The organism is Rhizobium sp. FKY42, from assembly GCF_005222835.1.
Lineage (GTDB): Bacteria > Pseudomonadota > Alphaproteobacteria > Rhizobiales > Rhizobiaceae > Neorhizobium.
This window is the reverse complement of record NZ_STGA01000029.1, coordinates 984,919-997,504: the sequence shown is the minus strand read 5'-3', so window position 1 is coordinate 997,504 and position 12,586 is coordinate 984,919. Positions and strand designations below refer to the sequence as shown.

General features: G+C 58.2%; 12 protein-coding genes. 7 read left to right on the top strand and 5 right to left on the bottom strand.

Going from position 1 to position 12,586, the window contains the following annotated elements:
• Nucleotides 1-39: 39 nt before the first annotated feature.
• Nucleotides 40-831, bottom strand: coding sequence for a trehalose-phosphatase (gene otsB, locus E8M78_RS15605; RefSeq protein WP_137135859.1), 792 nt, complete (start codon nucleotides 829-831; stop codon nucleotides 40-42).
• A 209-nt stretch (nucleotides 832-1,040) separates the two neighbouring features.
• Here otsB and E8M78_RS15600 point away from each other — a divergent pair, with 209 nt between their 5' ends.
• The 3 genes from E8M78_RS15600 to E8M78_RS15590 all read left to right on the top strand — a co-directional run bounded on the left by E8M78_RS15600 (nucleotide 1,041) and on the right by E8M78_RS15590 (nucleotide 2,993).
• Nucleotides 1,041-1,835, top strand: coding sequence for a class II glutamine amidotransferase (locus E8M78_RS15600; RefSeq protein WP_137135858.1), 795 nt, complete (start codon nucleotides 1,041-1,043; stop codon nucleotides 1,833-1,835).
• Nucleotides 1,836-1,905: 70 nt separating this feature from the next.
• A complete protein-coding gene (locus E8M78_RS15595; protein ID WP_137135857.1) occupies nucleotides 1,906-2,469 on the top strand; it encodes a chromate transporter in 564 nt (187 codons plus the stop codon).
• Entirely contained in the window at nucleotides 2,466-2,993 is a 528-nt protein-coding gene (locus E8M78_RS15590) for a chromate transporter (RefSeq protein WP_137135856.1), read from the top strand. Before E8M78_RS15595 ends, E8M78_RS15590 begins: the two co-directional genes overlap by 4 nt.
• 5 nt (nucleotides 2,994-2,998) lie before the next feature.
• On the opposite strand, the gene coaBC is transcribed toward E8M78_RS15590, so the two are convergent.
• From coaBC to ubiE, 3 genes are all read right to left on the bottom strand, one after another.
• Complete coding sequence (gene coaBC, locus E8M78_RS15585) at nucleotides 2,999-4,204, bottom strand: bifunctional phosphopantothenoylcysteine decarboxylase/phosphopantothenate--cysteine ligase CoaBC (RefSeq protein ID WP_137135855.1); 1,206 nt, start codon at nucleotides 4,202-4,204, stop codon at nucleotides 2,999-3,001.
• A gap of 234 nt (nucleotides 4,205-4,438) precedes the next feature.
• Entirely contained in the window at nucleotides 4,439-6,013 is a 1,575-nt protein-coding gene (gene ubiB / locus E8M78_RS15580; protein WP_137135854.1) for a 2-polyprenylphenol 6-hydroxylase, read from the bottom strand.
• 39 nt (nucleotides 6,014-6,052) lie between these two features.
• Nucleotides 6,053-6,829 (bottom strand): bifunctional demethylmenaquinone methyltransferase/2-methoxy-6-polyprenyl-1,4-benzoquinol methylase UbiE, encoded by a 777-nt coding sequence (ubiE, locus tag E8M78_RS15575; RefSeq protein WP_137135853.1) that lies wholly within the window; start codon nucleotides 6,827-6,829, stop codon nucleotides 6,053-6,055.
• A 142-nt stretch (nucleotides 6,830-6,971) separates the two neighbouring features.
• Here ubiE and mutM point away from each other — a divergent pair, with 142 nt between their 5' ends.
• From mutM to E8M78_RS15555, 4 genes are all read left to right on the top strand, one after another.
• A complete protein-coding gene (gene mutM, locus E8M78_RS15570; protein ID WP_137135852.1) occupies nucleotides 6,972-7,862 on the top strand; it encodes a bifunctional DNA-formamidopyrimidine glycosylase/DNA-(apurinic or apyrimidinic site) lyase in 891 nt (296 codons plus the stop codon).
• A gap of 208 nt (nucleotides 7,863-8,070) precedes the next feature.
• The gene (rpsT, locus tag E8M78_RS15565; RefSeq protein ID WP_062555168.1) at nucleotides 8,071-8,337 is read left to right on the top strand and encodes a 30S ribosomal protein S20; all 267 of its coding nucleotides are present in this window, start codon (nucleotides 8,071-8,073) and stop codon (nucleotides 8,335-8,337) included.
• 823 nt (nucleotides 8,338-9,160) lie between these two features.
• Nucleotides 9,161-10,741: a chromosomal replication initiator protein DnaA gene (dnaA, locus tag E8M78_RS15560; RefSeq protein WP_137135851.1), complete on the top strand. Its 1,581-nt coding sequence runs from the start codon at nucleotides 9,161-9,163 to the stop codon at nucleotides 10,739-10,741.
• 14 nt (nucleotides 10,742-10,755) lie between these two features.
• A complete protein-coding gene (locus tag E8M78_RS15555) occupies nucleotides 10,756-11,370 on the top strand; it encodes a class I SAM-dependent methyltransferase (RefSeq protein ID WP_137135850.1) in 615 nt (204 codons plus the stop codon).
• A gap of 36 nt (nucleotides 11,371-11,406) precedes the next feature.
• On the opposite strand, the gene hemW is transcribed toward E8M78_RS15555, so the two are convergent.
• Nucleotides 11,407-12,585 (bottom strand): radical SAM family heme chaperone HemW, encoded by a 1,179-nt coding sequence (hemW, locus tag E8M78_RS15550; RefSeq protein WP_137135849.1) that lies wholly within the window; start codon nucleotides 12,583-12,585, stop codon nucleotides 11,407-11,409.
• Nucleotide 12,586 lies beyond the last annotated feature (1 nt).

The following is a 12,586-nucleotide window of genomic DNA, read 5'->3' as shown; positions in this document are numbered from 1 at the left end:
AAACTCCCTCTTCAAAGATCGAATTCAATCTGAATGATGTCAGGCCCGGCGCGCCAGATCGGCCAGAATCTTCCTGAGTGCATCCGGTGACGGTATCGCACGCACCGCAGCGGTATCGCGCAGTTCTCCAATCCTGATTGACAGGCCTCCCAGCTCATTGGCGACTTTGAACATCGCCTCATCCGTCAGATCATCACCGATTGCGATGGGTTTGCGCCCCAGAAAGGGTTCCGCGTCGAGAAAGGCTCTAAGGGCCTCCCCCTTGCTGGCACGGGCAGGCCTGATCTCAATCACCATTTTGCCGCGTTGAAGCGTGTAGTCAGCCCCTGCCTCCTCGACAGCAGACTGCATGACGGCTTCCAGCGGTCCGGTCCATTGCTGCGCCTGACGGTAATGGGCAGCCACTGCCGATCCCTTGTCTTCAATGATGACACCGTCCCAGTCAGCGGTTACGCGGGCTAGAGATCGTTTGAGTGCTTCAAAATCTTCGTTCTTGGGCAGCCGTTCCAGATCCCCGACAGAATTTCGCCTTTCTGCGCCATGAAGACCGGCGATCGGCAAAGTCAGCGGTAAGAAAAGCTGGTCTGCAAAGGAAACCGCACGCCCTGTAACAAGTCCGACCGCGCCACCCAGAAGGATTGAGATGTGCGACAGGGTTGAAATCAACCCATCCGGAACGGTCACCGCTTCCGGCGTCTCTGCAAGGTCTATCAGAGTGCCATCGATATCGAGGAACAGCGCCCAGGCTTGCGGCTCTCTCGCAAGCTCTCCAAGCGCCGCCGGGGCCACCACAGGGTCTTTGGCTTCACAAGCTGTATCAGATGTTAACATGTTTTGGGATGTAGACTTGGCACCTGATAAGGCAAGGTGTGTATCGCGAGCTGATTGCTTCGGTACGGTCTTGCCAGGCCATTAATTTGACAATGTCCAGGCAATTTCATCAGGACACGACGTTCGCTAAGGCATCGTTTACCAATTCGTCACAAGCTTTAAACGGTAGCCCGGCAGGTTGCCGGGCGTCTAAGTCAGGAAGATCGATCATGTGTCGCTGGGCCGCCTATCGCGGTAACCCTCTTTACCTGGAGGAACTGGTTTCCTCTCCTGCCCACTCCCTCATCGAGCAAAGCCATTGCGCGAGCCGCGCAAAAACCGCCACCAACGGTGATGGCTTCGGTATCGCCTGGTATGGCGACCACCCCGAACCGGGGCGATACCGCGATATTCTGCCCGCCTGGTCGGACTGCAACTTGCGCAGTATTGCCAAGCAAATCCGCTCCCCGCTGTTTCTCGCCCATGTGCGCGCAGCGACCAGCGGTGGCACGCGGCGAGATAATTGCCATCCCTTCGTTTTCGGTCCCTGGTCATTCATGCATAACGGCCAAGTGGCAGGCTTTGATAAGATCCGCCGCAAGCTGGAAGCACATTTGTCGGATGAACTCTTCCACGCCCGCTCGGGTACGACCGATTCAGAACTGCTTTTTTTGCTCTCTCTGGAAATGGGAATGGCGAAAGATCCAATCGGTGCCGTTTCTCGCGCAATCGCCCTGGTGCAGAAACATGCCGCAGAGGAGGGGGCCAATCCGCTCGTGCGCTTCACGGCAGCCTTTTCGGATGGCAAATCGCTTTATGCGGTTCGCTATGCGAGCGATCAAAAACCGCCGACGCTGTACGCGGCTCCTATGGGACCACAAGGTGGCTATTGCCTCGTGTCTGAGCCGCTGAACGATGATGTGGATGCCTGGACCGAAATCCCGGCGGGAAGCGCCGTTTTGGTGACGGATGACGGACTGCTGACCTCTGCATTCTCGCCCGCACCTTTCGCGAAGGCGGCTTGATCACAAAAAATAGGACGGCCAGACCAATCGGTCTGGCCGTCCTGCTTTACAATGGAAATGAGAGTTGACGATGAAGACTGATGGCGCCCCCGCGATTTCCTCCGCGCCCCCGACCAGCCTTCAGCTATTTCTCGGTTTCCTAGGGATAGGTATCATCGGCTTCGGCGGCGTTCTGCCCTTGGCCCGTCGCATGCTGGTGGAAGACCGGCGCTGGCTGACGCCCGATGAATTCGTGGATCTTTTGGGATTATGCCAATTCCTGCCAGGGGGCAATGTCATCAATATGTCCGTCGCCGTCGGTATGAAGTTTCGCGGGTGGCGTGGCGCTCTGGCTTCGATTCTGGGTCTAACGGCGGTTCCAACGGCTTTCGTTATCGTTCTCGGCGTGATTTACGATCGGTATCGTGACGATCCGCATGTACAGCAAGTCTTCGCAGGTCTGGCAGCGGCGGCAGCGGGCTTGCTGATCGCCATGGCAATCAAGCTCGTCAGGCCGATCCTCACCAAACCGGCGTCGCTCTTCATCGCCTCCTTGCTCTTCTTTGCGGTCGCCTTCCTGCGTCTGCCGCTATTGCCAACCATGCTGGTTCTCGCGCCACTATCCGTCCTTCTGGCCTGGAGGTTGCGTCCATGATCGGAACCCTCATTGCGCTTGCCTTCATTTTCACCGAACTGTCGCTCATGGCGTTTGGCGGAGGCTATGCCGTTCTGCCCGAGATACAGCGGCGGGTGGTGGATGTGCAGCACTGGGTGACAGCGCAGGAATTCAGCGCGCTGTTCGCGCTTGCGCAGGCGGCACCCGGACCAAACATGATGATCGTCCCTCTTATCGGCTGGCACGTTGCCGGATTGCCGGGGCTCGCGGTCGCGTCGATCGCGAAATTCCTGCCCTCATCGCTGATCACCTGCCTCACCGTATCGGTCTGGGACCGGTTTCGCGACCGACCCTGGCGCGCCGTGGTTCAGGCCGGGCTCCTGCCCATCACAACAGGGCTGGTTGCGGCCAGCGCCGTCGTGATTACTTTCGCGTCAGCCCATACGCTGCTGCTTGCTGCATTAACGGGCGTTACCGCGGCGATCTCCATCTGGACACGCGCCCACCCTGTTGCGGTTCTTGGGCTCGGCGCGGCTGTGGGTCTCGCCTCAAGCTATCTCTGACGCTGCTATCCGAGCCGACGCGCAATCTCATGCGCAAGTTTTTCCGCAACTTCGTCCTTGCCGAGGTCCGGCCATTCCTCGATGCCGGATGGCGAAATCACTTTGACCTGATTTCGATTGCCGCCCATGATGCCAGTTACAGGCGAAACATCGTTTGCGACGATGAGATCCGCTCCCTTGGCTTCGAGTTTGCGACGGCCATTCTGCTCGACGTTCTGTGTCTCTGCGGCGAAGCCCACAACAAAGCGTGGACGTTGCTCATGGTGACCTATCGTCTTCAGGATATCCGGATTTTCGGTGAGTTGAAGTGGAGCCGGAGGCTCACCGGGTTGCTTCTTGATCTTCTGGTCTGAGGAACCCGCGACGCGCCAGTCGGCCACCGCTGCCACCATCACGGCGATATCGGCCGGGAGAGCGGCCAGAACAGCGTGCAGCATTTGGTCTGCGGTCTCCACATGCGTGGTGGTGACCCCCGTCGGATCGGCAATCACTACCGGTCCCGAAATCAGCGTTACCTCAGCACCCAATTTTGCAAGGGCTGCGGCAATGGCGTGACCCTGCTTGCCGGAAGAACGATTGGCGATGTAACGCACCGGATCGATCGGTTCGTGTGTGGGGCCTGACGTAACGATGGCCTTTCTGCCGGCCAGTGGCTTCTCGCCCGGCGAAAGCAGGCCGGTGACTGCCGCAGCGATCTCCAGCGGTTCAGCCATGCGGCCCGTGCCCGCCTCACCACTTTCCGCCATCTCGCCTTTCATGGGGCCGATGAAATGAATGCCGTCCTGTTGAAGCGTTGCCGCGTTGCGGCGCGTTGGCGCCGCATCCCACATCTTCGGGTTCATGGCGGGCGCAACAAGAACAGGCCTGTCTGTGGCCAGCAGCACGGCGCTGGGCAGATCATCGGCCAGACCATGCGCCATCTTGGCCATCAGATCGGCAGTCGCAGGCGCAACGACAACCAGATCGCAATCACGTGCCAGCCGGATATGACCGACATCCTGCTCGTCTTCCCGCGAAAAGAGATCTGTGTAGACATGTCCCGAAGAGAGCGCGCCGACGGCAAGCGGCGTGATGAATTCCTGCGCTGCCCGTGACATCACTGGCCGGACCTCAGCACCCCGCTCGCGCAGACGACGTATCAGGTCGAGGCTTTTGTAGGCGGCAATCCCGCCCGAAATGATGAGAAGAATGCGCTTTCCCGCAAGCTCCATGACCGCATTCACTCCTACCCGTTGCGGGCCTCACCCTAGTGGTTTGTTTCTGACATTTGCTACCAGTCGCAGGATCCTCGCAGGCAAATGTCAGAAACTTGAAACCACTAATAAACTTATGATTCTAGTGGAATTTTCGAATTTGACATTTGATCCTCGAGTTTGCTGCGGGTGGGTATCAAATGTCAAATTCATTCCACTAGCCTTCTTGCCGACGCGATAGAAGAGGCCGGCTCAGCTCAGTTGCACAGCGATGTAAATCAGTGAGGCAGCAATAACCCAAAGCGCTGCGCGACCCCACCGGCTGTGCCTTGCCTCGGATTTGCCGATCGCTTCCGCAGTCTGATCGTCGAAGCGCACGCCATGTTCCGTCATATGCAAGAGCTGCTGATGGAACTTTTCCGTTTTGGCAGCGATTTCAGGGGCTGCTTCTGCCAGCTTCATCGCGGCCTTCAGCCCGTCCTTCAGATCTGTCACGACCCGCTTCGGACCAAGATTATCACGGATCCAGTCACCCACTACGGGTTCCGCTGCACGCCACATGTTGAAGCGAGGGTCGAGCATGCGGGCAACGCCCTCGACAACCACCATGGTCTTCTGAAGCAGGATCAATTCCGGACGCGTCTGCATTTCGAAGAGGTCCGTCACTTCGAAGAGCAGGCCAAGCAAACGTGCCATGGAAATCGTTTCCGCTGGCTGTCCGTGGATCGGTTCGCCAATGGCGCGGATGGCCTGCGCAAAGCTCGCGACATCATGATGAGACGGCACATAGCCCGCTTCGAAATGCACCTCCGCCACCCGCATATAGTCGCGCGTGATGAAGCCATAGAGGATTTCGGCGAGGAAGCGGCGTTCCTTTTTGCCGAGACGCCCGACAATGCCCATATCCACGGCGACAATCGTGCCCTGCGGATCAACGAACAGGTTGCCGGGATGCATGTCAGCATGGAAAAAACCGTCGCGCAACGTATGGCGCAGGAAGGACTGGATCAGCGTTTCAGCCAGCCTTTCGAGATTATGGCCTGCCTGTCGCAAACCCTCGATATTCGACATCTTGACGCCATCGATCCATTCCATGGTGATGACATCGCGCCCGGTCCGCTCCCAGTCCACCTGTGGAACCCGGAAGCCCGGATCGTTCTTGGTGTTTTCGCCGATTTCAGAAAGGGCTGCCGCTTCAAGCCGCAGATCCATTTCCAGCTTCGTGGTCTGCTCCAGCGTGCGTGTCACCTCCACCGGCTTCAGGCGGCGCGTGGAAGGCAGAAAGCGCTCCTGCATCCGTGAGATCAGGTACATACTCTCGATGTCATGGGCGAAGCGTTGGCGCACGCCCGGACGCACAACCTTCACGGCCACCTTGCGCTCACCCTCGGCATAGGCAACGGCTGCTGGGTGAACCTGCGCGATGGAGGCTGCAGCGAGTGGCTCCTCGAAACGCGTGTAAAGTTCGGCTACCGGCCTGCCAAGCGAGGTTTCGATGGCACTCTTCGCCGTCTCGGTCGGAAAGAAGGCCATGCGGTCCTGCAGCATGGAAAGATCCAGTGCCCAGTCCACGCCCACCACATCCGGGCGGGTCGCGAGAAACTGGCCAATCTTAACGTATGAGGGCCCCAGCCTTTCAACCGCGCGCGTGAGGCGCACACTTCGGCTTTCCTGGATGGAGTTGGGGCGCGTGAAAATCTGAGCAAGCGACTTCACCAGTCCGACAACCGGCGGCAGACCTTGGGTCGGGAGTGCCACCACCACGCCTTCCCGCACGAGAACCCAGCCCACGCGCGCAAGCCGGAAATAGGCGCCGATCGTGCTCATTGGCCAGCCTCCGCAGCAATCTTTGCCAATTTCATGCGATTACAATTTCCAGCCAGAGTGAAGCGCTGTGATGCCACCCATATAATTGGTGTAGGTCACGCGGGAGAACCCGGCGGTTCGGATCATCTTGGCGAAATCTTCCTGATTGGGGAACTTGCGGATCGATTCCACCAGATACTGATAGGGCTCTGCATCGCCGGTAATCATCTTGCCGAACCGCGGAATCGCCTTGAAAGACCATTCATCGTAAATACGATCAAGAAGCGGAATCTCAAATTCCGTAAACTCCAGCACCAATAAACGCCCGCCGCGCTTCAGAACCCGATAAGCTTCGCTCAGTGCCACATCGATGTGCGGAACATTGCGAATGCCAAGTGCAATCGTATAAGCGTCAAAGCTATTGTTTTCGAACGGAAGTTCCTCCGCATTGGCCTCGACAAACGTCAGATTGTCGGAAAGCTTGCGGCTGGCAGCGCGTTCTGCGCCGACTTCCAGCATGGAACCGTTGATGTCCAGAACGGTGGCATGGGCGAGACGGTTGGAGGCCTCTACGATACGGAAGGCAATGTCTCCGGTGCCGCCTGCGACATCCAGGACCTTGTAGGAGGGATCCTTGCGCGGATTGAGTGCGGCCACCATCGCATTCTTCCACACACGATGCATGCCCGCCGACATGACGTCGTTCATGATGTCGTAGCGTTTCGCGACCTTGTGAAATACTTCGTTCACCAGGCCCTGCTTTTCGCCTTCCGCAACACTGCGAAAACCGTAGGAGGTTTCCATTCCGCCGTCTGCCGTGACACGGTTCTCAGCCATGGTTGTTCATCTCCGTTTCAAACTCGGCCGGACCATAGCGAAGTTGGATCGGCTATACTATCTCTCTTGAGGCCGCTTGCGGCACTTTGGCGCTGGTCTATAGAGCAAGGGCAGCGCCGTTGAAACAGGAAGTAAGGTACGCATGCCCGAATTGCCAGAGGTGGAAACGGTGCGCCGCGGATTGGCGCCCGTGATGGAGAACATGACGGTGCTTTCGCTCGAGGCCAGGCGTCCCGATCTACGTTTTCCCTTTCCGGATGATTTTTCCGCCCGTGTGTCCGGCCGGCGGATTGTCGGGCTGGGGCGCCGCGCCAAATATCTGCTCATCGATCTCGACGATGGCATGACCATAATAGCTCATCTGGGCATGTCCGGTTCCTTCCGCATCGAACAAGGCGACTTGAGCGATCTTCCGGGTGAGTTTCATTACGTGCGATCCAAGGATGGCAAGCACGATCACGTCGTTTTCCATCTCGAATCCGAAGAGGCTGCATGCCGTGTCATCTACAACGACCCTCGTCGTTTCGGTTTCATGCATTTGTGGCCGCGAGCTGAACTTGATCTATATCCGGCCTTTGCCGGAATGGGGCCGGAGCCGACCGGCAATCTTCTGGATGCGGATGTGCTGGCGAAAAAGTTCGAGGGGCGCTCACAACCGTTGAAAAGCCTCTTGCTCGATCAGACGGTCATTGCCGGCCTCGGCAATATCTATGTCTGTGAAGCTCTCTGGCGTGCCGGGCTTTCCCCACTGAGGAAGGGCGCGACACTCGTGACGGGTAGCGGGAATCCTGGCCCGGCCTTGGAAACGTTGGTGCAGGCCATTCGCGACGTGATTGCCGATGCCATCGCGGCGGGAGGCTCTAGCCTGCGCGACCACATCCAGACGGACGGCTCACTGGGCTACTTCCAGCACAGTTTTGCGGTCTACGATCAGGAAGGGCAGCCCTGTCGGCGCGATGGCTGCGGCGGAACGATTGAACGCGTTGTACAGTCCGGCCGCTCAACCTTCTTCTGCGCAACGTGCCAGAAGTGACTCGCAAGACTCGATGTTTTCGACCTTTTCGCAAAAAATCCTGCGAAATTGCGCGTTGACGGCGGGCTGCATTCCAGCTATTAGACCGCCCACAGTTGGGAAAGCCTTCGACGGCTTCCTCTATTGCTCCCAAATTGCTGGATGACAGGTCAGGTAGACCCGGCGCGGCGACGGCGGAGTTTTGGTTCGAATTCGAAGAGAGGCAGAGATGGCCAATACCACTTCGGCGAAGAAGGCGACCCGCAAGATCGCACGCCGCACAGACATCAACAAGGCGCGCCGTTCGCGCGTTCGTACCTTCATCCGTAAGGTTGAGGAAGCCATCGCTTCGGGCGATGCAGCAGCAGCAGCGGAAGCTCTGCGGGCAGCTCAGCCGGAAATCCAGCGCGCTGCCACGAAGGGTGTTGTTCACCGCAACACGGCCTCGCGCAAGGTGTCGCGTCTTGCGGCCCGCGTGAAGGCAATCTCCGCCTAATTACCGTCACAAACGGTTGTCATTTTGAAGCCCGGTCATCGACCGGGCTTTTCGTGATTCTGACCTGTAAGAAGTTGGGTCAAAGGGTGGCAAAGACTTCCATGACACCGCAGTGACAGAAATAATTGTTTATTTTCAGGTATTTATCGGAGGATCCTGTCAAGGCTGTCGCAGTCGGTCGGGGAAATTCGAGAGTCTGTGAGTCAAGCGATTTTTTATTTTTTTGCCCTTTCTCGCCCTGTGTCTCTATGTCATTTTTGAATCCCATTGATTCGTTTGAGATTCTCCCCGAAAGCCTCTTCTCCGAGTCAAATTAGGCGCTCTGAGTCAACGCGTCTGGCTTAATTTTATGTAAAATTCGTCGTTGATTCCCCCCCTTGATCCTGCCTTAATAGGTCTCAGCAAGAGGCACGGGGAACCCTCCAGAAAATCGACGCAGAGATTTCGGCTTGACCGAGGTCTCCAGATTTTCGTCTCTTGTCCGGACCGCGAACGCAGTTCGGTTCTTCAAAAAGTTTGAGCGTATTCATCGGTGCCTCATGGGCACCGGGGTCTATCGTTTGTGCCGAATGGGGCGTTGCATTCGGATTGAAGTGCGGGCCTGGTTTCATCGACGAGGGTGAGATCGGGTCTCCTGGGGCGCACGGGGGCGCGCCAGCAGCCGGATAGCCGGCGCCGTGCGAGGGGTCGCACGGCACATGCAACCAAGGCGGATGTTGCCGGTTCTGGCGAGGAGAACCGGGAGCAGAGGCCGAACAAGAATTTATCCTGGCGGGTGGCTTTGGCACCTTCCGGCGGGAAACACATGAGAAGGCGGCAAGGAATGCATATGAACACCGTATCGACCCGGACTTTGGAGAGTGGCAACCAGGTGTCCGAGGCGTTCGAAAGCGTTCAGTCCCAGGCGGCAGGGGAAAAATCTGAAATGAAGCATGATGCTCTGTTCGAACGGTTCAGTGCCCGTTTGAAGGCGCAGGTCGGCCCTGACGTGTATGCAAGCTGGTTTGGTCGCCTGAAACTGCACTCCATCTCCAAGAGCGTCGTTCGTCTCAGCGTGCCGACGACCTTTCTCAAATCCTGGATCAACAACCGCTATCTGGATCTCATTACCTCTATCTTTCAGGCCGAGGACTCCGAGATCCTGAAGGTTGAGATCCTGGTGAGAACGGCCAGCCGTGCGGTTCGTCCGTCTGGCGAAGAGCGTGCAGCAGTACCGGAAACTCCCGTTGCAGCACCGCAGCGCCGTTCCAGCGGTCCGCGCGAAATCGGCCAGATCGCGGCCTTTCCGACGCAGTCCCAGCCAGCACAACAGGCTGCAGCGCCATCTGCTCGCACCGCTTCTGCAGGCCCTCTGTTTGGCTCGCCGCTCGACAGCCGTTATACCTTCGACACCTTCGTCGAGGGTCCGTCGAACCGGGTGGCACTGGCCGCAGCCCGCACGATTGCGGAAGCCGGTGCAAGCGCCGTACGGTTCAATCCGCTGTTCATTCATTCCGGTGTGGGCCTTGGCAAGACGCATCTGCTGCAGGCCATTGCCAATGCGGCGGTCGGTTCATCCCGCATGCCGCGTGTCGTCTATCTGACCGCTGAATATTTCATGTGGCGGTTCGCAACGGCCATCCGCGACAACGACGCGCTGACCTTGAAGGAGTCGCTGCGCAACATCGACCTTCTCATCATCGATGACATGCAGTTTCTGCAGGGCAAGATGATCCAGAACGAGTTCTGTCACCTTCTGAACATGCTGCTGGACAGTGCAAAGCAAGTGGTTGTCGCCGCCGACCGTGCACCGTGGGAGCTGGAATCTCTTGATCCTCGCGTCCGTTCACGCCTCCAGGGTGGCGTTGCCATCGAGATGGAAACACCGGACTATGAGATGCGCTTCGAGATGCTGAAGCGCCGTCTGGAAATGGCGCGTCAGGATGATCAGGCGCTCGATATCCCCGATGAGATCCTGAGCCACGTTGCGCGCAATGTTGCCAATTCCGGCCGCGAACTTGAAGGTGCGTTCAACCAGTTGATCTTCCGGCGCTCGTTCGAACCTGAGCTATCCATCGGGCGCGTCGATGAGCTTCTTGCGCATCTCGTGGGTGCGGGCGAGGCAAAGCGGGTTCGCATCGAGGACATTCAGCGGATTGTGGCGCGCCACTACAACGTTTCGCGCCAGGAGCTTGTGTCGAACCGCCGTACGCGTGTCATCGTCAAGCCGCGCCAGATCGCCATGTATTTGTCGAAAACGTTGACTCCGCGGTCATTCCCGGAAATCGGTCGCCGCTTTGGCGGGCGCGATCATACGACCGTTCTCCACGCTGTGCGCAAGATCGAAGAGCTGATTTCCGGTGATACCAAGCTCAGCCACGAGATCGAATTGCTCAAGCGCTTGATCAACGAAAACAACGCCTGATGCAACGCGGTGGCATGGGTTCCGATACTGATGCCACCCAATCCTTTTACAGTCGTCGTGCGGCAAGCTACGCCGCAGACACAGGTAATTATTCTGTCTCGGAACATCTGACGCGCTTCGGCGCACTCTTGGCACGCGATGCGCGGGTGCTTGAGCTTGGTTGCGGCAGCGGCCGCGATAGCGCCTGGATGCTATCAAAAGGCCTCGAGGTCCATCCAACCGATGGAATTGCCGAGATGGCGGAGCAGGCCTCGGCTCGTCTCGGAATTCCTGTTGGTATCCTCCCCTTCGCTCAGATCAGCGCCCTCGACGCCTATGATGGTGTCTGGGCGAATGCCTGCCTTCTCCATGTCCCGCGACATGACCTGGCTGATATCCTCCAGCGTATCCAGCGTGCACTCAAGCCAAACGGTATCTTCTACGCCAGCTACAAGGCTGGTCATGCGGAGGGCCTTGATGGGCTTGGCCGCTACTACAATTATCCTGATCAGGATTGGCTGCGCGCGAGCTACGGTCACGGCTGGTCTTCGTTGGAAATAATAGCTCAGCAGGGTGGCGGTTATGATGGCCTGCCGACGCCTTGGCTCCATGTTTTCGCGTGGAAAATGGACGGTGCTGAGGCGCTCTAAAGCGCGGCGCACTTATTGGATTCGAGAGAGTAGCGCTCAACAAGCCAGATCCGCCACCACCGCGTCGAGGATCAGCATTCCGGCTGGCGTGCACCGTAGTCTGGAGTTTCCGAGACGCTCTATAAACCCGTGTTCCAGTAAAAACTGCTCGCGCGCCGGATTGGGAAATCGGCCGGACAATTGCTGCCAGCGGGCAAGGTCCACGCCCTCGCGCAGGCGCAAACCCATCAGCAGAAGTTCGTCCGCCTGTTCCTCGCGTTCAAGGATCTCGTGCTCCACCATGCCATGGCCATTGGCTTCCACCTGCTCTAGCCAGCGTTCGGGCATGCGTTCGGTCGCGGTCGCGATCTTTGTGCGGTCACGGCTGATGCGCCCATGCGCGCCTGGACCAATACCGGCATAGTCGCCATAGCGCCAGTAGGTCAGGTTGTGTCGGCTCTCGGCACCTGGCTTTGCGTGGTTGGAAACCTCATAGGCAGGCATTCCGAAGCCTTCGGTGATGGATTGCGTCGCTTCGTACAGCGCCGCAGATTGATCGCCATCCGGTACGATCAGCTTGCCAGCCTTGTGCAGCCCATAGAAGGCCGTGCCCTCTTCGATGGTAAGCTGGTAAAGGGAAAGGTGATCCACGGCGTAGGATACGGCCTCGTTGAGCTCCCTTTCCCATTCCTCGACAGTCTGGTTCGGGCGTGCATAGATGAGGTCGAAGCTCATGCGTGGAAAAATCTCGCGCGCCAGACGTATGGCTTTCAGCGCATCCGCCACATCGTGCAGGCGCCCGAGGAACTTCAGGTCGCGGTCATTCAGCGCCTGAACGCCGAGAGACACACGATTGACACCCGCCGAACGGTAGCCGCGGAAACGCTCCGCTTCCACGCTGGAAGGATTGGCTTCCATCGTCACTTCTATCCCGGCTGGTGTATGCCACCGTGCAGCGATACCATCCAGAATGGCCTCAACGGTTGCAGGATCCATCAGTGAGGGCGTGCCGCCCCCCAGAAAGATGCTGGTCACGGTTCGCGGGCCAGTCAGGCTTCGCATCGTGTCCATTTCCTTCAGGAATCCTTGCGTGAACCGCTGCTGATCGACAGGCGTGTGACGCACATGGCTGTTGAAGTCGCAATAGGGGCACTTGGCCGCGCAGAACGGCCAATGGACATAAAGACCAAAGCCCGGTTCGCCGGTATCAGGCAGGAGAGGGGCGTCGGTCAGCAAA

Coding starts and splice junctions, on each gene's coding strand:
- coaBC (WP_137135855.1), bottom strand. CDS start 4,204: ATGGAGCTTGCGGGAAAGCGCATTCTTCTCATCATTTCGGGCGGGATT.
- ubiE (WP_137135853.1), bottom strand. CDS start 6,829: ATGGCTGAGAACCGTGTCACGGCAGACGGCGGAATGGAAACCTCCTAC.
- rpsT (WP_062555168.1), top strand. CDS start 8,071: ATGGCCAATACCACTTCGGCGAAGAAGGCGACCCGCAAGATCGCACGC.
- ubiB (WP_137135854.1), bottom strand. CDS start 6,013: ATGAGCACGATCGGCGCCTATTTCCGGCTTGCGCGCGTGGGCTGGGTT.
- E8M78_RS15595 (WP_137135857.1), top strand. CDS start 1,906: ATGAAGACTGATGGCGCCCCCGCGATTTCCTCCGCGCCCCCGACCAGC.
- dnaA (WP_137135851.1), top strand. CDS start 9,161: ATGCATATGAACACCGTATCGACCCGGACTTTGGAGAGTGGCAACCAG.
- E8M78_RS15555 (WP_137135850.1), top strand. CDS start 10,756: ATGGGTTCCGATACTGATGCCACCCAATCCTTTTACAGTCGTCGTGCG.
- E8M78_RS15590 (WP_137135856.1), top strand. CDS start 2,466: ATGATCGGAACCCTCATTGCGCTTGCCTTCATTTTCACCGAACTGTCG.
- E8M78_RS15600 (WP_137135858.1), top strand. CDS start 1,041: ATGTGTCGCTGGGCCGCCTATCGCGGTAACCCTCTTTACCTGGAGGAA.
- otsB (WP_137135859.1), bottom strand. CDS start 831: ATGTTAACATCTGATACAGCTTGTGAAGCCAAAGACCCTGTGGTGGCC.
- mutM (WP_137135852.1), top strand. CDS start 6,972: ATGCCCGAATTGCCAGAGGTGGAAACGGTGCGCCGCGGATTGGCGCCC.